Origin of the sequence: Mageeibacillus indolicus UPII9-5 (assembly GCF_000025225.2) — a bacterium.
Lineage (GTDB): Bacteria > Bacillota > Clostridia > Saccharofermentanales > Fastidiosipilaceae > Mageeibacillus > Mageeibacillus indolicus.
Genome location: NC_013895.2, coordinates 1,604,898 through 1,626,556, shown reverse-complemented (window position 1 = coordinate 1,626,556; position 21,659 = coordinate 1,604,898). Strand labels below are relative to the sequence as shown.

Genomic DNA, 21,659 nt, shown 5'->3' with positions numbered 1-21,659 from the left:
TATTTCAAAAGTGAAACAAATGCGACCAAAATAATGTTCAGGGGCGGTCAAAATCTCTAAAAACCTATTCCATGGGGAATGGGCGCATGGTCTCGCGTGCAAAAACAGCGTATTCAAAGGGTAATAGGGAAAATCAAACAATGTCGGCGGTCGTGGATTTCTTTAAATTGCCTTGTCAAAGCTGGGACGATGTGCTAGAATACTTATGTATTTATGCGTTCCGTGTAAAGAGTGGGTTTTGCCCACTCTTTCGTTTTATATTCCTCTCCGCTCCAAGTGAGCATGAGAAAAGGCAATTTCAGCTATTTGCCGTTGACAGTCAGTGCCGCTACAGCAGTGCCGTGACAACCAGTGTTGCGACAGAGCGCGGTCGAGCGGTGCGTGTAAAACGCGGTTTTTGAGATAGGAGGAAATATGGCCAAAAGTAAAATTGCTGCACAGGCGGAAAGCTTATGTGCGAAACTGATCAACGATATGGGCTACGATTTGGTGGACGTGGAGTTTGTTAAAGAAGGACCGGATCGGTTTTTGCGGTTTTATATTGACAAACGTGGCGGCGTCGGTTTGGACGACTGCACCGAGGTGAGCCGGTCCATTGACCCATTGATAGATGAAAACTTGACGATAGATCAGGCCTACTACTTAGAGGTATCCAGCCCCGGCCTTGATCGCCCGTTGAAAACAGACAGCGATTTGTTGCGCCATCAAGGCGAAAAAGTGGAAGTAACCTTGTATCAGGCCCGGGACGGTCACAAAAAATTTGTCGGCGAAATTGTTGCCGTGGATGATGGCGTTTTAAAGCTAGCGGTAGAAAATATGGGGGTTTTGAGCTTCACAGCCGCCGAGCGAGCAAAGGTCAAGCAAGTAATTACATTTGACTGAAATAACATGAGTTTAAAGATAATAACATATAAGATGCGAAAGGAAGGGCGAAACAGATGAATGTTGAACTTATAGAAGCTATAAAACTTTTGGAAAAAGAACGGGGAATTGACGCAGAGATACTTTTTCAATCAATTGAAGAAGCCTTGGTGTCAGCCTATAAACGTGAGTTTGACGTAAAGTCTTCGGATAATATCCGGGCTGAAGTAGATCGCGAAACCGGAGATATGCAGGTTTTTTTGGAAAAAGAGGTTGTGGAAGAGGTTGCCGATTCATCTTTGCAAGTTTCCTTGGAAGAAGCGCGCAAGTTTTCGCCGGATTTTGATATTGGCGATGTTTTGGAATACCAACTTTCACCGCAGGATTTCGGTCGTCTGGCCGCTGCTACCGCCAAAAATGTTATTAATCAGAAATTGTGCAACGCGGAACGGGAACGGATCCAAAATGAGTTCAGTTCGCGAATCAATGAATTGGCCAACGGGGTCGTGCAACGCCGCGATCGTCGCGATGTCATAGTTGATATTGGACGGGCTGAAGCCATTTTGCCGGGCAATGAGCAGGTTCGAGGTGAGAACTACGATTTCAACAAGCAAATGCGCCTGTATATTTTGCGCGTAAATGAAAAAATGGGTCGCCCGGTGGTCTACGTGTCCCGCAGCCATCCAAACCTTGTCCGCAAACTGTTTGAACATGAAGTGCCGGAAATCAAAGACGGCACAGTTGAGATTATGGCGGTTTCACGGGAAGCCGGTTCTCGCTCAAAAATTGCGGTGCGTTCCAATAATGAAAACGTTGACCCACTCGGTGCGTGTGTCGGCCAACGCGGCATGCGGGTGCAGGCGGTCATGGATGAACTGAATGGCGAAAGAATTGATATTATTCAATGGAGTCCCAACCCGGAAGAATTCATCGCCAACGCTCTTAGCCCGGCCAAAGTGGTCAGCGTTGAAGTCGCGCCGGAAAGCAAAATGGCCGCGGTGGTAGTTCCGGACAATCAACTGGCTCTGGCCATCGGCAAGGAAGGACAAAATGCGCATCTAGCGGCACGTCTGACCGGCTGGAAAATAGATATTAAGAGTGAAAGTCAAGTGCGCCAAAATTTGGAACAGGAATTAATACATCGTTTTGACCGCGCGGCCAGCGAATATGAGGCTGATAATGGCGAAAAAAATTGAACGCATGTGTGTGGTCTGTCGCCACAAAGGCGATAAAAGGCAGTTCCGCCGTATCGTTAATTTTGCCGGCACGATAGCCTTGGATAGAACTGGCAAGGCTCCTGGCCGCGGTGCTTATGTCTGCCGCAATACAGAGTGCTTTTATGGCGGTTTGCTCAGCGGCAAGCTGGCTGCGGCACTAAAGGCCCCAATTTCTGCTGCGGCCGCGACGGCTCTGCGAACTGAATGGCAAGAGTTGGAAAATGGAGAACGACCGGCTCAGGTGTTGGCGTTAATCGGATTGGGGCGGCGAGGGCGTAATCTTGTGGCCGGCAGTCAGGGGGCGGAGCTGGCAATTAAGCGCGGTGAAGCTGAACTGCTAATTTTGGCCGAGGACGTGGCGGCAAATACGTACAAGGATTTTGCGGAATTATGCCGTGACCGTGCGGTTGAACTGTATCGAATCTGCACGAAGGCGGAACTTGGACGGGTGACAGGGGCTGATATGCGGGTGGCAATCGCAGTCACCGGCGCTGATTTGGCGGCCGGGTTGCGCAGTGTTTTGGCTGGCGGCCAGAACATGGCCGGATCCGGTGACTCAGACGTCGCCTTGAGCGCAAATCTGACTACGGCCACGGATGTGGACCATGACTCGGCGGCCATCTCTATTCCGGAGACGTCCGAAGCCGAGAACGGGAAACGTAGCTAGCCCAAGAGCTGGCCACTGACTTGGCGGTTGTGGCAGTTGACTCGATCTTCGATGCGCCCTAAGGCCGGACTGCCGGTCAGGACGACGAAACGATAGACACCGAGGCCGGACTGCCGACAAGTTGTATAAAGTTGGTGTGTTAAAGAAGTTAAGTATATAGTATAATTATCGAATGAGTCGTTTGTCGGCGCAATCTTTTAACATTGCGACCGTTCAAAACACGGCGGCATGAATTGGAGGACAGAGAATTTATGACAGAAAAAGACCTGAAAGATATGGAAGCCGGCGCTTTACCAAATGAGAATCTTAAGGAAGACGAAGAAGGAAACCGTGGGCCAACCATAGTTATGCAGGGAGTTTCAGGTAAACGAATTACCGCAGATGTAAAAATGATTAAAGTCAAGAAAAAATCTGCCTCTAAGACCGCCGCAGACGACCTGACGGACTATATGGAAAACACAGCAGCCACAGCAGGTCATGCCGAGCAAGATACCTCGGATTATTCCGATGCATCGAACAAACAAGCTGAAGAGCAAGCGTCCGAGACCGCCGCCAGTTCAAACGGCACTGCGGACGGCATGCAAGGCGGTGGAGCTGAGGCAAGTAAAGAACCCCAATACAGTTCTAACAGCCTGAGCGAATATCCCAATAGAACTAATGAAAATAAAAACCCCGAGTTGAAAGATGAGGCCGAGGGCGGAAATAAGCACGCAAAAACCGGCACGGGTGAAACGGTAACCGACGCAGCGACGGCAACGACCGATGCTCAGTCATCAACTGCTAACGTCAGTGAAAAACCGACAATGCCGAACGCAGTGCGTGAATCAGATGCTGGTTTAGAAGTCGGTGGGGTGCCGACAGCCACAAAAGAAACATTGGCCGGAGCAGCTGCCGGAACGAAAACCGGAGAGGGTAACGCAGCACAAGCCAACTCGGACGAACCGACAAAATTGAAACAAGACAACAAAGCAGCGAGTGCTGCCAACAGGTCAAAACGACCTACAGAAGATAATCGTCAGCCCGACTCAAACGGGCATACAGTCAAGCATGGGGAGGGCAAAACGACGATAAATTCAGCGAATGTTTCAAAGGAAAATTCAGGCGAAAATAAAGGCGGTGAAGTAACCGGATCGGCTGCTACAGCCGATATGACCCGCGGATCTGGGAAAGACACTAAAAACGAGACGCATAAACATGTTGCCGGCACCGGAACAACTGCCCAACCGAACAAACCGGTAACCCCCGGCAATCCGGCCGGCGCGGAACGTAAGGTCGGCGCGGTGGTTGACCCGGCAAAGAGTGCATTGGCGGCAACTGCAGCCCGCTTTGCAGCTCAGGCGGCGGCGCGTAAGAAAGCGGCGGAGCAAAGAGCCAAGGCTAGCTCGCAACGCAGCAATTCCCCGGCCAACTATGGCAATCGCCGCAACGGCCAGGGCGCCGGAAACGCCCCTTACCATACTGAAAATGGTGGTAACTCTGCCAACAACAGCAACAACGGCAACAATGCCAACAACGGCAGCCGTGGCGGCAATGGATATGGTGGTAACCGCAATGGATATAGCAACGGCAATGCCGGCAGTAATGGCGGCTACCGCCAAGGCGGCTACGGCCCCGGCCGTGGCGGTCGCTCCGGTTTAGACATGAGATTCTCCGGCAAAGACAAAGACAGCGAAGACGAGCCAAAACTGCAAAGCCACTCCCGCAAACAGCCGGCCAAGCGTCCCGCATTTGAAGTGGAACTTCTGAACAACTCCCGCGAAGCGAGCCGGTCAGCCTTTGCGACCCGCGACAGCGCCGCCGGTAAGAAAAACGATTACCGTCACAAAGACGGTGACAACTTACGCAACCGGATAACCGCCAAACGCCGCAACAATGAAGTTTTTGACGACAGCGAATTTGAACGCGGCCGCCGCAACCGCGTCCGTAACAAAAAAGAGGCCGTTCCAGCCCCGGTGATCCATGCTGTATTGACCAACGTCAGCCTGCCCGAAATGATTACCGTGAAAGAGCTAGCCGAAGCCCTAAAAAAGACCTCGGCCGAAGTTATCAAGGTGCTTATGAAAATGGGCGTGATGGCAACACTTAACCAAGAACTTGATTACGATACAGCGTCAATCATCGCCGGCGAATTCAACATACAGACCGAAAAAATCGTTGAGGTTACCGAAGAAGATATTTTGTTTGATGACAGTGACGACAAAGATGAAAATCTGGAAACACGGCCGCCGGTCGTCTGCGTAATGGGCCATGTCGATCACGGTAAAACCTCACTGCTTGATTACATCAGAAACTCTTCCGTTGCGCACGGAGAGGCCGGCGGAATCACGCAGCACATAGGTGCTTACATGGTTAATTTGAACGGCCGCAAGATAACATTCCTTGATACCCCCGGCCACGAAGCGTTCACAACCATGCGTGCTCGCGGAGCACAAGCGACAGATATAGCCATTTTGGTAGTGGCTGCTGATGACGGTGTTATGCCCCAAACCATTGAGGCCATCAACCACGCCAAAGCGGCCAACACCCAAATTGTAGTCGCTATAAACAAAATTGACCGCCCTGGAGCCAACCCCGAACGTGTTAAAGAAGAACTGGCTGCACACGAATTAATTCCCGAAGAATGGGGCGGATCTACCGTTATGGTACCGGTTTCCGCCAAAACCGGGGAAGGCGTAGCGGAACTGTTGGAAATGGTGCTTTTGACGGCGGATATTTTGGACTTGAAGGCTAACCCCAACCGCCAAGCCAAAGGCATAGTTATTGAAGCGAAATTGGATAAACAACGCGGCCCGGTGGCTACGCTGCTGGTTAAACGCGGCACCTTGCATACCGGAGACTCTGTGGTTATGGGCGACATTTTCGGCCATATCCGGGCGATGACCGATGCTAGAGGAAAAACCATCAAACAGGCAGGACCGTCCGTTCCGGTAGAGATCATTGGTCTGCCGGGAGTGCCAGAAGCCGGTGAAACTTTCTATCAGGTGGCCGACGAAAAGACTGCCCGAGTTTTGGCCGAGAAACGCCGCATCAAAAATCGCGAAGCCTCAATCGGTGGCAGCTCGCGGATGAGCTTGGACAATCTGTTCAGCCGCATGGCCGCTGGTGAAGTAAAAGAGCTTAATTTGATCATTAAAGCTGACGTTAACGGTTCGGTTGAAGCGGTGGATCAAGCCATGCAAAAGCTAAGCAACGATGAAGTCAAGGTTAATATCGTCCACAGCGGTGTTGGCGCGATTACCGAAAGTGATATTCGCTTGGCCGAGGTTTCCAACGCTATCGTTATCGGCTTCAATGTTCGTCCGTCCGGCAATGTTGCTGACCAGGCGAAAGATGCCGGGGTTGACGTTCGCCTTTATCGAGTCATATATAATGCGATTGATGATGTTGAAGCGGCAATGAAAGGAATGCTGGCACCGAAAGTTGAAGAAGTAAACTTAGGTCAAGTGGAAATTCGACAGGTTTTCCGGGCCTCAAATATTGGAACTATCGGTGGCGGCTACGTTACCTCCGGCAAAATTCAGCGCAATTGCATGGTTCGCCTAGTGCGTGACGGTGTACAGATTTGGGACGGTAAACTAGCATCTTTAAAACGCTTTAAAGATGATGTCAAAGAGGTGGCCCAAGGCTATGAATGCGGTCTGTCTCTGGAAAATTACAACGATATTAAAGAAGGCGATGTTATAGAAGCTTACGCCATGCAGGAAGTTGAGCGTGAATAGTATGAGTGCGTTACGAGCTGAACGAGTAGGCGACCAAATAAAACGTGAGCTGAGCAAAATTTTGCAAAGAGGCCTGAAAGATCAGCGTGTATTACCGTTTACGGCGGTCACCGCCGTAGACGTTACCAATGATTTGAGCCATGCTACATGTTATATCAGCGTGTTAGGCGACGCGCTTGCGCAAAAGAATTGTTTGCTCGGATTGCAGTCGGCTTCCGGTTATTTACGGCGGCAGATTGCCGGGCTGATACGGCTGCGGATCGTGCCGGAGCTTCATTTCAAACCGGATAATTCGGTACAGGAGGGGCTGCGCATGGACAAGCTGATTGATGCTACGTTGGCCGCGGATGCCAAGGTGCGTGCGCAGGCAGCAACTGTGGCGGATAAGGATGAAGAAAGAGAACAAGATGAATAATTGGCTTGACTTTAATGCTCCGGCATTTGAAGATATGTCTCAACTAGCAAGCGACCTGCCGGCGCACTGCCGCGACGGTCGTTTTGTTTCGATTTTCCCGCATATAAACGCTGACGGCGATGCTTTAGGAGCGGCGATGGCTTTGGGGCTGGTTTTAAAGAAGATGGGTGCTTGTGTGCAAATTGTAGCCGAAGAAGCGGTGCCGCAGAAGATGCAGGTACTTCCGGCAAGTGGACGGGAGTTGGTAAAGGTATGGCCGGAGGCTGAGGTCGCGGAAGTTGGCATAGTGGTTGATTGTGGCGGAGGAGCGAGAATTGGCGAACGGGCCGATTTTTTTGCTAAGCATAAATTCAAATACATGATTGATCATCACATCGCTGAAAAGGACGCGCAGGCCGAGCGGGGTTGTCAGGTTTTGCGCGATTCCATGGCGGCGGCCACTTGTGAACTTTTGACCTACCTTATATATATGATGGAGAAAAATATCGGGGGCGACTTGTTCGATTTCGATGTGGCCGTTGCTTTAATCGTCGGTATAATCACCGATACCGGCCGGCTGTGTTATTCAAACACGCGTGAACAGACCCTTTTCGCGGTTGCTTTTTTGCGGCGTTTCAATGTTCCGGTGGCGGAACTGGCGGTGGCTCTTTTCGATGCCTGTACGCCGGCTAGATTGCGGTTGCTCGGCTTTTTGGGCGAAAATACGAAGTTTTACATGGCAGGCAAACTGGCAGTGTGTTTGTTCCCAGCTGAATTTATACAGAAAGTCGGTGCGGAAGACAGTGATTTTGAAGGGCTTACCAATCAAATTCGCAATGTAAACGGGGTCGAAACAGCGGTCGTTCTACGGGGAGAAGGCGGCGGTAAATGGCGCGGCAGTGCTCGGAGCAGTGAGAATTTCGATGCACAAAAATTGGCGGCCGGGCTGGGTGGCGGCGGTCATAAGCGTGCGGCTGGTTTCACAGTGACCGGGTTGACGGCGGAGGAGATTATTAGCCGAGTTGTGGCAAAAGCTATGCAGCAATTGGAATGATTTTGGGATAAGATAACCGGAGATGATCCGGAAAATACATCGAAATTCTTAATGTAGAATCATACTGAACAGATAATGGAGAATATGGAAACTCAGGGTATAATAAATATATATAAGCCTGTCGGGATGACTTCATTTGATGTCGTTAATCGGTTGCGCCGTTTGACGAGCATTAAGCGTATCGGACATTGCGGCACTCTTGATCCTTTTGCTGAGGGTTGTTTACCGATTTGCTTGGGTCGGGCGACTGCAGCGGTAAGATTCATGGACGGTTATGATAAAAGCTATTCGGCAACTTTGGTGCTTGGTGCGTCTACGGATAGCGGCGACTGTACCGGTCGGCTGACGGATGCTGATTCTCGTATCGCAGAAAAATGGTCTACTTGGCAGGCCGCGGACGGGGAGACTATTCGTCGGGCTGTTGCTAACTTGACTGGTGAGCAAATGCAGGTCCCGCCAATGTATTCGGCGGTCAAAGTCAACGGAAGGCCGCTTTACAAAGCAGCCCGGCAAGGCTTGGATATTCCTCGTTCTGCCCGTAAAATAAATGTTTATGCGGCTGCTCTGGCGGATTACGGCCTGACTTCAATTCCGGATTTGCCTGACAAAATTGGGGCGACAGAATTGAACTTTAAAGCCGCGGACGGTCCTGAAGCGGCAGAATGGCCGTGGTTGCGGTTAAACTTAGACGTGTCAAAAGGGACATATGTCAGGGCGTGGGCGGAACAACTGGCCGAGGCACTTGGTACCTGTGGGCATTTGATCGCCTTGGAACGTACCCGCTGCGGCCCGTTTACGTCTGCGGATGCGGTAAGACTGGTTGATCTAACCACGGAAAACTGGCAAAATTTTTTGTTACCATCGGAAACCGCGATACAGACTTTTCCACGGCTGGATTTGGAATATCGGCAAGGAGAAGACTTGATCAACGGCAAGCACTTACCGGTAGCTTGGCTTAGTGCTGAACAGCAGGCGATTTTGCGGCAAATCAGAGTAAGGTCTAAGGAGGCGGCTTCGCTCCAAGGGTCTGGAGCAGATATTTGTGGGGAGACGGCCGGCGACTCGGAGTTTGTTGCCATGTTTTATAAAGACTGCTTCCTCGGCATGGGTTTCCCGGCTGAAGAGAAGCCGCAAAGTTATCACCGTGGCCTTGCCGCGACGCAGGCGACAATCAAGGTATTATGCCCGGAAAGGATTTTTATTGCTCGTGAAGATTATCGAAACTGAATTATATTTGGCAAAATCAGCGACGGCTGGAGTGAAAGATGGCGTAAGTGAGGCGGGTGAGGTAAGTGAGGTGGTTTTTACCCCGGCACTTTCCGATGTCAAAGCGGAATCGGCGGCACCGGAGTTTTCGGCCTGCAACGGGGTGGGACTGTGCCTCGGCTTTTTTGACGGCGTGCATCAAGGCCATCGTGAACTTTTGCGCACCCTCATATACGAATGTGGCAAACACGGCTATTCCCCCGACGTCTGGACTTTTGACACTTTGCCCAAATTTAAACGCCCCGGCATTGTAACCGGCTTACTGCAAACCAAAGAACAGCGTTTACATGATCTAGCTTCCATAGGGGTAGCACGGACTTTCATCCAAAAATTCACCCCCGCCTTAGCCGATTTATCCGGTGAAGATTTCTTGACCAAAGTGGTTTTGCCCAATCTGCCGGTAAAACTGATTGTTGTTGGCTACGATTTCCGCTTCGGGCATAACATGTCTTGGGGCGTTGAAGAACTAGCGAATTTTTCGCGTGAACATAATATTGAGCTGCGCGTTGTTCCTCCGGTTACAATAGGGACGGAAACGGTACATTCCGCCAAAATCCGTACAGCTATCGCGGCCGGCGATCTGAGCTTGGCGGCAAAATTAAGCGGCAGGCATTTTACGTTGGCCGGCAGAGTAATCAAAGGCAATGCTATTGGCCGCGAACTGGGTTTTGCCACGGCGAATATTTTAGTGGACGAAAGCCGAGTTTTGCCGCCGCACGGCGTTTACCGTTCACTCACCCGCGTCAACGGAAGGGCTTATCGCAGCATATCTTTTTTAGGCATCAGACCTACAGTAAATGAAAAACAAAAGCATTTGCAACTGGAAACTCATATTTTTGATGCCGCAATTGACTTATATGGTAGTGAAATTAATGTAGAACTTTGGGAATTTATGCAGCCCGAGAAAAGTTTTGCGGACTTGGCTTCTTTGAAATCGGCGATAAAACAGTATTGTGCCACCGCGATCAAGCCAAACAAGGTAATGGAAGAAATGTATCTGAGCATGACCGTTGGCAATATAAATGTCTATTACCTCCCGACGGACCGTTTCGTCCTCAGCCGCGCCAGAATAATGTTCAGCCTGCCTCTCAAGCCGGAAAGTGCAGCCGTGTCTGTCGCTTTGAGTTATTTGACGTCGGTAACAGCGGCCTACCCGGAAGAAAATTTGTTGAATAAGCATTTAAAAAATTTGTATAACGCTTCGATTTATGCAGATGGTCAAAAAGCCGGTGACATTCAAGAGACGATGATCAGGGTCAATGCTTTACACCAGACCCCCGACGGGAGCAAACCCTTTGCCGAGGCGTTGGATCTGGCCTTGCAATGCTTACTCCGCCCGGCACTGAATGAAAAAGGAGGGTGGCGGCAGGATGTTTTTGACCGCGTGAAGCAAAATGCCCTTGATGAATGGGCGGCACAACAGGCCTACAAACCGACCGCGGCATGGTGCAAAACCTTGCGGTTAGCTTTTCCGGACAGCGTGTACAGCATGTCATCGATAGGTGATATAGAGTATTTGCGGCAACTTTCTATAGCGGACGTAGAGCGGGCTTACCGGGAGACTTTGTCGCGAGCCAAAGTCGACATATACATATTGGGACGGCCGGATGCGGATCTTGAGGCGGTTTTGGCAGAAAGATTGCCTGAATTGGCTAAGTTTTTCACAAACCCAATCGTAGAAATCGTGCCGGGACGCCGGCCACATCCTACATCCATACAAGGTTGTGGTTCATTCACGGATAACGGTCAACTGGAGCAAAGCAGGTTAAATGTGCTTTTGGACACGAAAATACCCTATACATCAATAAAACTCATCAGTTTGGCTTTGCTGAATTATGTTATAGGTGGGGACAGCAGCTCATTGATCTTTGACTTGGTGCGCGAAAAACACGGTTTGGCTTATGAAATTTATACGTCGATTTTGCCGTTTCGCTCCGTGCTGGCGGTTTGCGCCGGTATTCACCCCGGCGAGGAAATAAAAACAAAAACTTTGTTGCGGGAAGCTCTGCAAGAATGGAAGGAAAAGGGTTTGCCGGAAAAGGCGGTAGCTCGGGCCAAAAAAATGATGCAAAATGAGAAACTTCTGCTGCAGGATCGCCCGGCGGCGTTGCTCGAATATTATATCCGCCAATTGCAGTCCGGTTGGAATCTACGCCCGGAAACGTATTCTGAAATAGTGAAAGCCGTAACATTGCCGGAACTGCAGGCCTTGGCAGCTCAACTGGAGTGGAAAGTGGACTACAGTTTGCAACCGACGACAGATAACAAAAATTTTCAGGAGGAAATGTGGGGAAAAATAAAATAGCCAATTTTGTCGGCAGTGAAAAAAAAGTTCTAGGAACAGCCTTGACTTTGCGAAAGTTCATCCATGAGCCTACCGGCTTTGAAGTCACGTTCGTTCCAATGCCTGGCCGTGTGAATAAATACGCGCACTTTACCGTGCCATACGGCTCTAATTTCCTAAACTTTCGTGACTTGAACTATCATGGAGCGTCTGCTTCTGCGGCAACCTATACTGTCCCAGCTGGCACGGCCCATTATTTAGAGCATTGCGTTTTCAGCCGCGATGAGGATGGAGGCATGCTGAATCAGATGGCGATGCTAGGCTTTGACGCTAATGCTTTTACCTCCAATTATCATACAGAATTTTACATGAGCGGCCCTGATTTTTCCCCGAATGGCGAGAATTTTTTAACGGCCTTAGATGCCTATTTTAAAGCTTTGATGCACCCTGAGATCACCGCCGAACGAGTGGAAGCAGAACGCAAAATAATTTTGGCTGAATACAACATGTATTTGGACGACCCCGAGATAAACAGTTATTTGGATCTGATGAATGCTTTGTTTAAAAATCATCCGCAAAAAATCGATATCTGCGGCACGATTGAATCGATTACGACAATGACGGCGGAAAATTTGCAACCGGCGATCGATAATTTTTATTTGCCGAATAAAATCAAACTGACTTTGTCGGGTGAGTTGCCGGAAGAAGCTGTCTTAACCATGCTGGATAGACGACTGTCAGAATTGTTGCGGCTTGGGCGAATTGTGTCGCCGAGTGAGGCTCCCCAGCCTGAAATAATCTTGCCGTCGGAACCTTTTGCTGTAAATCTTCCGACTATTACGGTTGAGCGCGAAGTCGGTATTGATGCATTTATGTTGGGTATTAAAGATCCAATGGCGAATCCGGCGCAGCCGCTGACTGGTCGGCAATTGATCGAGCGACGATTGGTCGGCCAAATTTTGGGCGAGATACTTTTGGGGGACAGCAGCCCAAGCTGGCATAAACTTAGCGCGGCCGGTCTGATCAACGACAGCTTTGCCTGCCAATACATTTGCGAACCGGATGCGGCTTTCTGGTTCATTTGCGGTGATAGTCATCAGCCACAGTCGGCTGTTGCTGCCTTGAGCAAATTTTTGCAGACAGCGGAATTGAAAGTGTCACCGGAAGTTGTGGCGGTTGAAACAAGAGCCGTGATGGGCTCGTGGTTGGCGAGTTTGGATTCGGTTGGCTGCTGTGGATCGTCGAACGCCCGTCTGTGCGCCGAGGGCTTGGATTTGGCGGATTTTTCACAAATAGCCAAGGAAATAATGGCTGATTTAGATAAAATCATCGCAAATTTTGCCTATTTGAGTGACGAGATGTATTATTGTACAGTGTACGTAAATAGAAAGGATTGAATATAATATGACGGGTTTTAATGTTAGTTTCCCCGGTTTGGGCATTCATGATTTGCCGATAAAGCGTGAGCTTATCACCGTTTTCGGTTTCCCGATTTATTGGTATGGATTTTTAATTGCTGTCGCTGTGCTGCTGACTTTGTTTCTGGCGCGTCGGGCGAGCAAATCTTTCGGCATCAAAGAGGATGATGTCATTGATACGTATTTGATTATATTGCCGACAATAATTGTCTTTGCTAGATTGTATTATGTTATTTTCTCTTGGTCGGAATATAAAGATAATCTGTGGTTGATTCTCGATACGCGCCGCGGCGGACTGGCTTTTTATGGTGGTGTGATCGGCGGAATTCTTGCCTTCGCCTGTATTTGTGCTTTCAAAAAGAAGAGGTTTGTTAATTGGCTGGATTTTTTCGTTGTTTATTTGCCGCTCGGTCAGGCTATCGGTCGCTGGGGAAATTTTTTCAACCAGGAGGCGTTTGGCAGTAATACTGAACTGCCTTGGGGGATGATTTCTGAGGGGACGCGGGCTTACTTGCAGACTTTGCATGACAGCAATCTGAATCCTGCCGCCCCGGTACATCCGACATTTTTGTATGAATTTATTGGTAACATGTTGATTTTTGCGATTTTGCTTTACGTAAGGAAACATGCTACATTCTATTTGGAGACGGTGGCGTGGTACATCATGACCTACGGTTGTTTGCGTTTCTTCGTGGAGGCGGTGCGAACGGATGCGTTGTTCATCGGCAATACGGGGATCAGAGTTTCGATGTTGTTGTCGTTTCTAATGTTCGTGGCCGGAATTGTTTATCTGGCATACGGCTATTGGCAAATATCGCGGCAAAAGCTGCCGGCTAAACTGCGCCTGAGCTGGGGGGCGGCATTGGAAATCGCAACGGCCTCGGACGCTACAGCTACTGCGGCAACTGATACGTCAGCCGAGGATGTGCCCCTTGAGAACCCGTCATCTGAGGAAGAGAATCCGGCAGATGAGAATCAGTCCCCTGAGCACGAGAACCAAGCAACCGGGGCGACGGCTTCGGACGCTACAGCTACTGTAGCAACTGATACGTCAGTCACGGCGGAACAAAAGGCAGCTGATCAATCTGCCCCGACAACAAAAAATGATAATTAATTTTATAAAAGGAAGCGAATTTATGGAAGAAAAATATAAAGAATATGCCCACCAATTTGTCACCAAAAACCATTTTTGCCGATTTATGAATCCGGAGGTTCTGATGGTGTGTAAGCACTACGTTAAAGCAAGACTGCCCCTGCGCCCCGATTTGGAGAACGGCCTTGGCATGTTTCACGGCGGCATAATCTACGCTTTTGGTGATAGCATGGTCGGGATGGCGGCCCTGTCGGAAGGCGAATTAGGGCTGACATTAAGCGGCAATATCAGCTACTTTAGCAATACGAAAGAAGGCGGACTTAACGCTGAAGTCATTTGTTTGCATGACGGCCGCAGCACATCCGTGTATCGGGTCGAATTCCGCGATGACGGGGGCAAATTGCTGGCGGAAGGCCGTTACACGATGAAAATGCTAAACCGCGAACGAGCCGCCAACTCATCTTTATTGCGTTGACGTCGCTGATAAATTAATGAACTAACCGCACTGAACTTAAAAAAGGGAAATGACTATTGGCAAAGGCTTGAGAGCAGGGGCGAGTTATCGAAGGCGTTTAACTACGATAATTATGCAAAGCTACAGGTCTGTTCTATCCGCCCACAGCTCACACTGAGTCATTACTGTTTTGACAGCATCATCCAAATTAGGTCATCTGCTGCTGAATACTTGACGATAACGAACTAGACGAAAATTCAGCTATTAAGAAATACTTAATAACTGCAAACGACGGAAAATTATATAGTACAAAACACTATAACCTGCAAGCGATTATTGCAGTAGGGTTTAAAGTTAATAACGAACGTGCCGTCCAATTTAGAAAGTGGGCAAACCAAATTGTAAAAGATTTTACAATTAAAGGTTGGGCAATGGATGAAGAAAGACTCAGAAATTCGGGCACAAAACTTACCAAAGATTATTTCGAAAAATTACTTGAGTTTTCGAGCGTTTTTTGAGTGACAACGATTGAGTAAAGTAGAAGTTTTGTCAAACCAAACACATGAGCTATACCGACCAATAAAAAAGGTGAGTCATAAACAATTTTTTGATCGATTGATTTAAGTAAACTAAAAATTAGGCCTAAAAGCGGGAGCAATAATGAAAAAAGGAATAGTCGTATAGCCTGATACACAGATTTCTTCATGCCAACCTCCTTAAATTTATATTGCCAAGCGGATGGATATTCATAGATAGACTATTTTTCACTCATTTTACGTTAATTTATCTTACTCGGAAAGGGCGGATAAGTCTGGCCAAGAAAACCTAAAAGACCGTGTTTTTATCAAGGCTGTCCGAATCTAACTATTGCAGGTTTTGCGATGAATGTACCAATTTTATTTTTTATACAACTGTAAAATTAACGTAATATGAAAAACTATTCTATATAGAATTTATTTTGTATAATTAGCTCAAGAAGATTAGCGTATAAGGTTGACAAGCCATGAAAAGACAGACAAAATCCCAGACAGACAGACTAGCTCTGTCTATTGGTGATACAGATTTTATGATCGACAAAAGTATGTACCTAATTGTTAGGTGCGTATTTTGTCGATTTTTTATGGGCATTTTTTACAGAAAAAGGAGGCAAAGAAGATGAAAGCTTTATTAAAAAAGGCGATGAGCTTATTAATGGGCATATTCGTCACATTCGCTGTAATGGCAGGGACTACCCAAGTGTTTGCTGAAATCAATAACAATGCTTCAATAGCTCAACGAAGGTATGACTATTTTAAAGAAGAAGATTATAAAACAGGCAAAGTCCCTACATTTGATGAATATACTAACAAAGTATTGGCTAAACAAAATGAATATAAGACTTTAGCCGAAAAGACTGTTAAACAAAATTATTGGTCAGATCTTGTTTGGTATGAGAATAAAAATAATGGCTTTGGGGGCTTTATTCCAAAAGATTTAATTCCTTATTTTCAAAAGAATAAATTGGATTGGACAGACAAGCTGAATGAATCGGGCTATTGTTTAGATTTTCCAACGATGGGTATTTTTGATGATACCGAAGAAACAAAGAAGATTATTGAGGGCAGTGGTTCACTTACCTTTATGAGACCATTTAAGATTGTGATGCTATCTTATGAAGCCTATGCACTTGATCATTATCCAGCTATAAAACATAAGGAAAATCCACCATATGACTATTGGAAAGATGGCAAAGTATGGAATCCCTATAACTTTGATGCAAAAAAAGATTTATTGTATTCAGATGAGTTGAAGAAAATAAATGATGACCTGATTGCGGGTAAAGAGTCTAAGCTTGAGGGCAACTATGATATTCGCGCTGATATTAAAGAAAAAGATCAAAAATCTTCAACCATGGTTGAACACCATATTGGTGATAAGCTTGATTTAGAATTTACCGTTGATACTGATTTAGTTCGTCGCATACAGAATTCCATACTTTTAGGAATTATTGGTTCAGAATTTCCTGCCTATTATACGATGGTGAATAACACGCCGGAGAATGGATTGACGCAAGCTGATGGCAATTTTGTGTATCGCATGAAATTACCTAAGGGCTTAAAACCGACGAAAGATACCAGTTATACAATCAGTGGCGCTCCTGATGATTTTGAAGTCAATGTTAAAAAATATGATGAGCAAAGTAATGAAATTACGGTAGGCATTCGTATGAAGGATGTTAACCCTACAAATGACAAGAATAAATTTGAAAAGCTGAAAGATCGTTTTAAGAAGATACAACAATTAGGAAAAATTACCTTATCTGTTAAACAATTAGAGATTGGTAAAGATGTTGAAGTTAACAAACCAAGTCAGGTGATCGGGCGAGCTTCGGGTGTTTATGAATATTTCTATTCCACAAGTGATGAAGCGTTAAAGAACCAAGATCCTTATCCTTTCAAAGATCAATATCGTCATAAAGATCAAGTAACAACCGAAAATAATGAGGCCCACCATTCTTATGTGGTCTTTCCTGTTGTGTTTGCCGCTAAACAGTCTAGTGATGGTATTGATGAAGCCTTAGAAAAAGATGACAAGGGTAAGGTTAAACAGCCAAACTTGATTTCTTATAGCTTTATTGTTAAGAAGCCTGCTCAAAGCACGGTTACTTTCAAGGATGGCGATAAGACGCATGCAACGGTAAAGGTAGAAACTGGTAAGGCTATTGATACTGATGCGTTGACTGATGAGTCTATGCCGAAGAAGCCAACGAAGGCTGGTTATACATTCAAAGAATGGAATACGAAGGCAGATGGTAAAGGTACTGCGTTTGATGGGAAAACTACTGTTAATGGTGATATGACTGTATATGCTATTTACACGAAGAATCCTGAACCGACGCCTGACCCGACACCAGATCCAACTCCCAATCCGCCAATACCAGAGCTAAAGCCACAGCCCGAGCAAGTGCCAAGGCAAAAGGATGATGTGCCAAATACCTCTGCAAGCGAATGATGAATTGCCTAAGAGAGGTGAGAGCCACCTTTTTATATGCAACCTTTTTTGTCCAACAAATTGATTTACGCCCAAAAACAAGTATAATTGGACGAAAATAAATTAACTGGACGAAGGAGTTATCATGAGATCGTTTGATTGAAACCGCAAAGATATGGAGTACAGAGGCATTAAATAAAATTGAAGGAATTGTTACCACAAGCACCCGTATGAAACAGCTTTTTGCAGAGAAAGTAGCTCTTAAGAGGAGGCTCGGGCAGAAACACATTTTATGTCCGGGCAGAAATAGAACGACGGTGATCTCTTTTCATGGCTTTTGGACTCGCCAAAACTAAATTTTTATTGACGCGGTTCGGGAATTGGCTAATTTGACATTCCTAAAAATATTTGTTACGCTTTCACTAAATAAGGATGGTGTCCCGCTACCATTAAAGGTGGAACATTAAAGAAGGTGTCTCACTACCTATATCCTAAAGGTGAAACATTAAAGCGAACAGAGAGGCTCGGTCCTCTCTGTTTTTTTAGGAGAAGGCAATGACAGAAACGGTTAAATATGGATTTTACCCCAGTATCTTCAGCAAAAGAAAAACACAAACGATGGCGTAATGTTTCTGATGCAAAAAGAAACCGGCCTTATAAGAAGAGCCAATTGTAATTTTTCAGTGCTAGAAAAAGCAATGCTTAACTGGAATTAGAAACTAAATTTTTATTGACGCGGTTCGGGAATTGGCTAATTTGACATGTTCTAATTGCCGTGGTACTATAAATGTAACATGGTACTATAAATGTAACCAAGGGCAGCTCGTTTAGGTGGTGCTGACAGCACAATTTGACTCGATTTAGCCCAGCGAGCCGCGTTGGCGAAACAGGAGGAATTCTATGGCTGAACTGGAGGTAGATAACAAGATATGCGAATACCGAAAAGCCATGGGCTTGACGCAACACAAATTAGCCCGAGCTGTCGGTTTGAAACGCCGTTCCATTATGGCTTATGAAAATAAAACGATCAGTCCAACAATAGAAACAGCGTACAAGATTTGCCAAGTTTTGGGACGAGATATCAAAGAAGTTTTTATTTTTAAGGAGGATAAATAGATGGGAATGTTTTTCACTAAAAGCTCGGATGTCTGCAATATGGTCCGGGAAAAATTCGGTACAACAGACAACTATCTTGTGGCGGTTAAACGGAATAGCGCACCCAAAGATCTCTTGGAATGGCTACTATTACCAAAATTGCTCTATGCGATAGACAGCGGCAGAACGTTTGTTCTTTATTTTGACAATACAGGAATATATGAGAAGGAATTAAGTTTTACAGACAATGCTCCATTTTTGCTGATCCCATGGCGTGAAGTATATGACTTCAGCTTTAAGGATAAGGGAAACAAGATATACCTCAATGTCAATCATTTGGGCAAGACCTATTCCTATGAAATTTCGTTTAATAATTCTTTGCTCAAAGGAAACAGGGAACGTCTGCAGCAGCTGCTTGAACACAATTTTTTTCGCGCGACCGGGAAAGTCGCTAAGCCTGCGAACTAAACCAATTGAGGTGGGCTGGTACAAAGTATGCAAAGCATGCAAAGTATGCAAAGCATGCAAAGTATGCAAAGCATGCAAAGTATGCAAAGCACGATGCTAGGCTGAAAACCTGAACAAGGGCTGCAAAAGAGGTAGATCTGTGGCGCGAAACTACACTAAAGAATTGATAGTAAAAGAGCTGATCAAACTTTTAAATCAAAGAAGTTTACACAACGTGACGGTGACGGAGCTGGCGAAATGCTGCAACATAGAACGAAAAACTTTTTACTATCATTATGAAAACCTGTTCCAAGTAATAAAAGAAATTTTCGCGATGGAGTTGGCAAAAGTCATTGACGAGTTCAATGAGACCTTGTCGTGGGAAGAAAGCTTTATTTCAGCGGCCAAATTCATCTTGGACAATAAAAGCTGTATCAAACATCTCTATGAATCAGACTACAAACCTGATTTGGAAAAATATATATTTTCGTTGGCCGGCGAAATTATGCAACAGTATGTAGGACGTATCGCCAGATCTACCAAAGCGCATGCGGTAGACATAAAGCTGATTGCCTATTTTTACCAATGCGCTTTAAGCAGTGCTTTAATCCAATGGATGGCAAGTGACATGCGGGCGGATCCTAAAGCTATTACCCGAAGAATCGGCCAGCTGATGGACGGCAATATTTTGTTGTCGTTGCAGCGAAGTGAGAAGCTAGCGGCGTTTACCCAAAACTTCGATTTTGAGTAAATATGACTCAAAAGGAAGATTTTGGTAGGGGCTACTCGTCCCGGTGAATGTTTTAATGTTCCTGAAGAAGTTACAAACTTGAAGAAGCTACAAACTTACTCAGGAGGTCGTTATGGTACTGCAAACTTATGATAAAAGACTGAAATTAACCAACGGCGATTTGCAAAGGCTGGTTAAAGCTAGAAAACCGCAAGGCATTGAAAATAAGCGGGCGTATCTGGTAGGAACCGGCATTGCGGCGTTAACAGCGGCTTGCTTTTTGATTAGAGATGCGCATATGCCCGGTAACAAGATCACCTTCTTGGAACAGTTGGACATATCAGGTGGTTCGTTGGACGGCAGATGTCTGGGAACCAGAGGCTATGTGGCCAGAGGCGGACGCGAAACAGGTGAACATTTTGAATGCTTGTGGGATATTTGGAGCTCAATTCCTAGCTTGGAAGATCCGGAAATGAGCATTTTGGATTCTTATTATTACACGAATTATGACGATCCCAACTACAGCAATTGCCGCATTACGCATCAGCAAGGAAAACGCTATGATGACGGAAGATTTAATTTGACACAGAAGCAGGCTCGCGAGATTGTCAAACTTTGCATAACACAGGATGAGTATTTGGAAGGCAAGACGATTGCAGATGTTTTTTCCGACGGCCTTTTGCATTCCGATTTTTGGACCTATTGGCGCACAATGTTCGCCTTTGAAAATTGGCATTCGGCTTTGGAAATGAAGCTGTATTTGAACCGTTTCATCCATCATGTTGGCGGCTTGACGGATTTGTCGGCCCTGAGATTTACCCGGTATGACCAATATAATTCGATTGTGCGGCCGATGGTGCGATATTTGACAAATCACGGTTGCAAATTTCAATACAACACCAAGGTGACGGATGTCGACTTCAAGTTTGAAGGAAACAAGAAGGTTGCTTGCAAAATTATCGCGGAAGACAATTATGGCAATGATAAATCCATTGCTTTGACGGAAAACGATTTGCTGTTTATTACAAATGGTTCGATGACGGAAAATTCAAGCTACGGCGATGACTACACGCCGGCGCGGTTGAACGATGAACAGGGTGGCTGTTGGGAAATGTGGAAAAATATCGCGAAAAAGTCTGATGATTTTGGCCATCCGGAAGTTTTCTGCTCCGATGTCGAAAAAAGTAACTGGGAATCCTGTACGATTACTTGCCACGATACTAAAGTGCCTGAATATATCGAAAAAATAACGAAAAGAACTCCTTACGGCGGCAAGGTCGTCACCGGCGGTATAGTAACTTGTGTCGATTCATCGTGGCTGCTATCATGGACGATAAATCGGCAGGGGCAGTATCCGGAGCAGCCGCAAAACGATGTAGCCGTTTGGGTTTACGGGTTGTTTTCCGATAAAGAGGGCGACTATGTGAAAAAGAAAATGCGCGACTGTACCGGTAAGGAGATTACAGCTGAATGGCTCTATCACTTGGGCGTTCCGGCAAGCAAAATCAATGAGTTGGCGGAAAGCTGTACGGCTATTCCCGTTATGATGCCTTACATTACCTCGCAATTTATGCCTCGAAAAGCCGGTGACCGGCCATTTGTAGTGCCGCACGGAGCAGTTAATTTCGCGTTCATCGGGCAGTTTGCCGAAACTTTGGATAAACCGGGAAGAGATACGGTGTTTACAACCGAATACTCCGGCCGGACGGCTATGGAGGCGGTATATGTGCTTTGCGGGGTGGAGAAAGCGGTCCCGGAGGTATATGCTTCGCGCTACGACTTAAGATACCTGCTCAATGCGACAGTAGCTTTGCTGGACGGGCAAAAACCTAAGCTGCCGCTTAATCCACTGGCTAAATTTAAACTGGCCAAGATGATTAAAGGGACGGATATTGCCGAGATGTTGCGAGAATTTAAGATAATTTAATTGTTTAAGATGTTTAAGATGTTTAAGATGGTTTAGTCGATCGAGATTTTACTGCAAAAAAGA

The 21,659-nt window shown here is 46.5% G+C and carries 17 protein-coding genes and 1 pseudogene; 17 read left to right on the top strand and 1 reads right to left on the bottom strand.

Annotation, left to right across the window (positions count from 1 at the left end; translation table 11 throughout):
* The first annotated feature begins 414 nt into the window (after window positions 1-414).
* From HMPREF0868_RS06980 to rhuM, 12 genes and pseudogenes are all read left to right on the top strand, one after another.
* Entirely contained in the window at window positions 415-882 is a 468-nt protein-coding gene (locus HMPREF0868_RS06980) for a ribosome maturation factor RimP (RefSeq protein WP_012994033.1), read from the top strand.
* A 56-nt stretch (window positions 883-938) separates the two neighbouring features.
* On the top strand, window positions 939-2,057 hold the full coding sequence (gene nusA, locus HMPREF0868_RS06975) for a transcription termination factor NusA (protein WP_012994032.1): 1,119 nt from the start codon (window positions 939-941) through the stop codon (window positions 2,055-2,057).
* Window positions 2,041-2,745, top strand: coding sequence for a DUF448 domain-containing protein (locus HMPREF0868_RS06970; RefSeq protein ID WP_012994031.1), 705 nt, complete (start codon window positions 2,041-2,043; stop codon window positions 2,743-2,745). The genes nusA and HMPREF0868_RS06970 overlap by 17 nt, the downstream gene beginning before the upstream one ends.
* Before the next feature lie 251 nt (window positions 2,746-2,996).
* A complete protein-coding gene (infB, locus tag HMPREF0868_RS08110; protein ID WP_012994030.1) occupies window positions 2,997-6,464 on the top strand; it encodes a translation initiation factor IF-2 in 3,468 nt (1,155 codons plus the stop codon).
* A gap of 1 nt (window position 6,465) precedes the next feature.
* A complete protein-coding gene (rbfA, locus tag HMPREF0868_RS06960) occupies window positions 6,466-6,879 on the top strand; it encodes a 30S ribosome-binding factor RbfA (protein WP_012994029.1) in 414 nt (137 codons plus the stop codon).
* Window positions 6,854-7,912 (top strand): DHH family phosphoesterase, encoded by a 1,059-nt coding sequence (locus HMPREF0868_RS06955; protein WP_180978044.1) that lies wholly within the window; start codon window positions 6,854-6,856, stop codon window positions 7,910-7,912. The genes rbfA and HMPREF0868_RS06955 overlap by 26 nt, the downstream gene beginning before the upstream one ends.
* Window positions 7,913-7,987: 75 nt before the next feature.
* Complete coding sequence (gene truB, locus HMPREF0868_RS06950) at window positions 7,988-9,139, top strand: tRNA pseudouridine(55) synthase TruB (RefSeq protein WP_081470281.1); 1,152 nt, start codon at window positions 7,988-7,990, stop codon at window positions 9,137-9,139.
* Window positions 9,120-11,483 (top strand): riboflavin biosynthesis protein RibF, encoded by a 2,364-nt coding sequence (gene ribF / locus HMPREF0868_RS06945; protein ID WP_012994026.1) that lies wholly within the window; start codon window positions 9,120-9,122, stop codon window positions 11,481-11,483. The genes truB and ribF overlap by 20 nt, the downstream gene beginning before the upstream one ends.
* Entirely contained in the window at window positions 11,465-12,859 is a 1,395-nt protein-coding gene (locus HMPREF0868_RS06940; RefSeq protein ID WP_012994025.1) for a M16 family metallopeptidase, read from the top strand. Before ribF ends, HMPREF0868_RS06940 begins: the two co-directional genes overlap by 19 nt.
* A 7-nt stretch (window positions 12,860-12,866) precedes the next feature.
* Window positions 12,867-13,994, top strand: a complete 1,128-nt coding sequence (gene lgt / locus HMPREF0868_RS06935) for a prolipoprotein diacylglyceryl transferase (protein ID WP_012994024.1) — start codon at window positions 12,867-12,869, stop codon at window positions 13,992-13,994.
* A gap of 22 nt (window positions 13,995-14,016) precedes the next feature.
* Window positions 14,017-14,448 carry a PaaI family thioesterase gene (locus HMPREF0868_RS06930; protein ID WP_012994023.1) on the top strand — a complete coding sequence of 144 codons (432 nt, stop codon included), beginning with the start codon at window positions 14,017-14,019 and terminating at the stop codon, window positions 14,446-14,448.
* Window positions 14,449-14,654: 206 nt separating this feature from the next.
* Window positions 14,655-14,927, top strand: a pseudogene (gene rhuM / locus HMPREF0868_RS08300) (RhuM family protein); the annotation flags it as partial.
* Here the strand turns inward: rhuM and HMPREF0868_RS06925 are convergent.
* Window positions 14,906-15,133, bottom strand: a complete 228-nt coding sequence (locus HMPREF0868_RS06925; protein ID WP_012994022.1) for a hypothetical protein — start codon at window positions 15,131-15,133, stop codon at window positions 14,906-14,908. The pseudogene rhuM and the gene HMPREF0868_RS06925 sit on opposite strands and share 22 nt — an antisense overlap.
* Window positions 15,134-15,582: 449 nt before the next feature.
* Between HMPREF0868_RS06925 and HMPREF0868_RS08570 the strand changes: the two genes are divergently transcribed.
* The 5 genes from HMPREF0868_RS08570 (at window position 15,583) to HMPREF0868_RS06900 (ending at window position 21,596) form a co-directional block, all read left to right on the top strand.
* Window positions 15,583-17,418: an InlB B-repeat-containing protein gene (locus HMPREF0868_RS08570; protein WP_012994021.1), complete on the top strand. Its 1,836-nt coding sequence runs from the start codon at window positions 15,583-15,585 to the stop codon at window positions 17,416-17,418.
* A gap of 879 nt (window positions 17,419-18,297) precedes the next feature.
* Window positions 18,298-18,513 (top strand): helix-turn-helix transcriptional regulator, encoded by a 216-nt coding sequence (locus HMPREF0868_RS06915; RefSeq protein WP_012994020.1) that lies wholly within the window; start codon window positions 18,298-18,300, stop codon window positions 18,511-18,513.
* Window positions 18,514-18,960, top strand: a complete 447-nt coding sequence (locus tag HMPREF0868_RS06910) for a hypothetical protein (protein ID WP_012994019.1) — start codon at window positions 18,514-18,516, stop codon at window positions 18,958-18,960.
* A 139-nt stretch (window positions 18,961-19,099) separates the two neighbouring features.
* Complete coding sequence (locus HMPREF0868_RS06905) at window positions 19,100-19,690, top strand: TetR-like C-terminal domain-containing protein (protein WP_012994018.1); 591 nt, start codon at window positions 19,100-19,102, stop codon at window positions 19,688-19,690.
* Between the two features lie 112 nt (window positions 19,691-19,802).
* Window positions 19,803-21,596: an oleate hydratase gene (locus HMPREF0868_RS06900; protein WP_012994017.1), complete on the top strand. Its 1,794-nt coding sequence runs from the start codon at window positions 19,803-19,805 to the stop codon at window positions 21,594-21,596.
* Window positions 21,597-21,659: the final 63 nt, after the last annotated feature.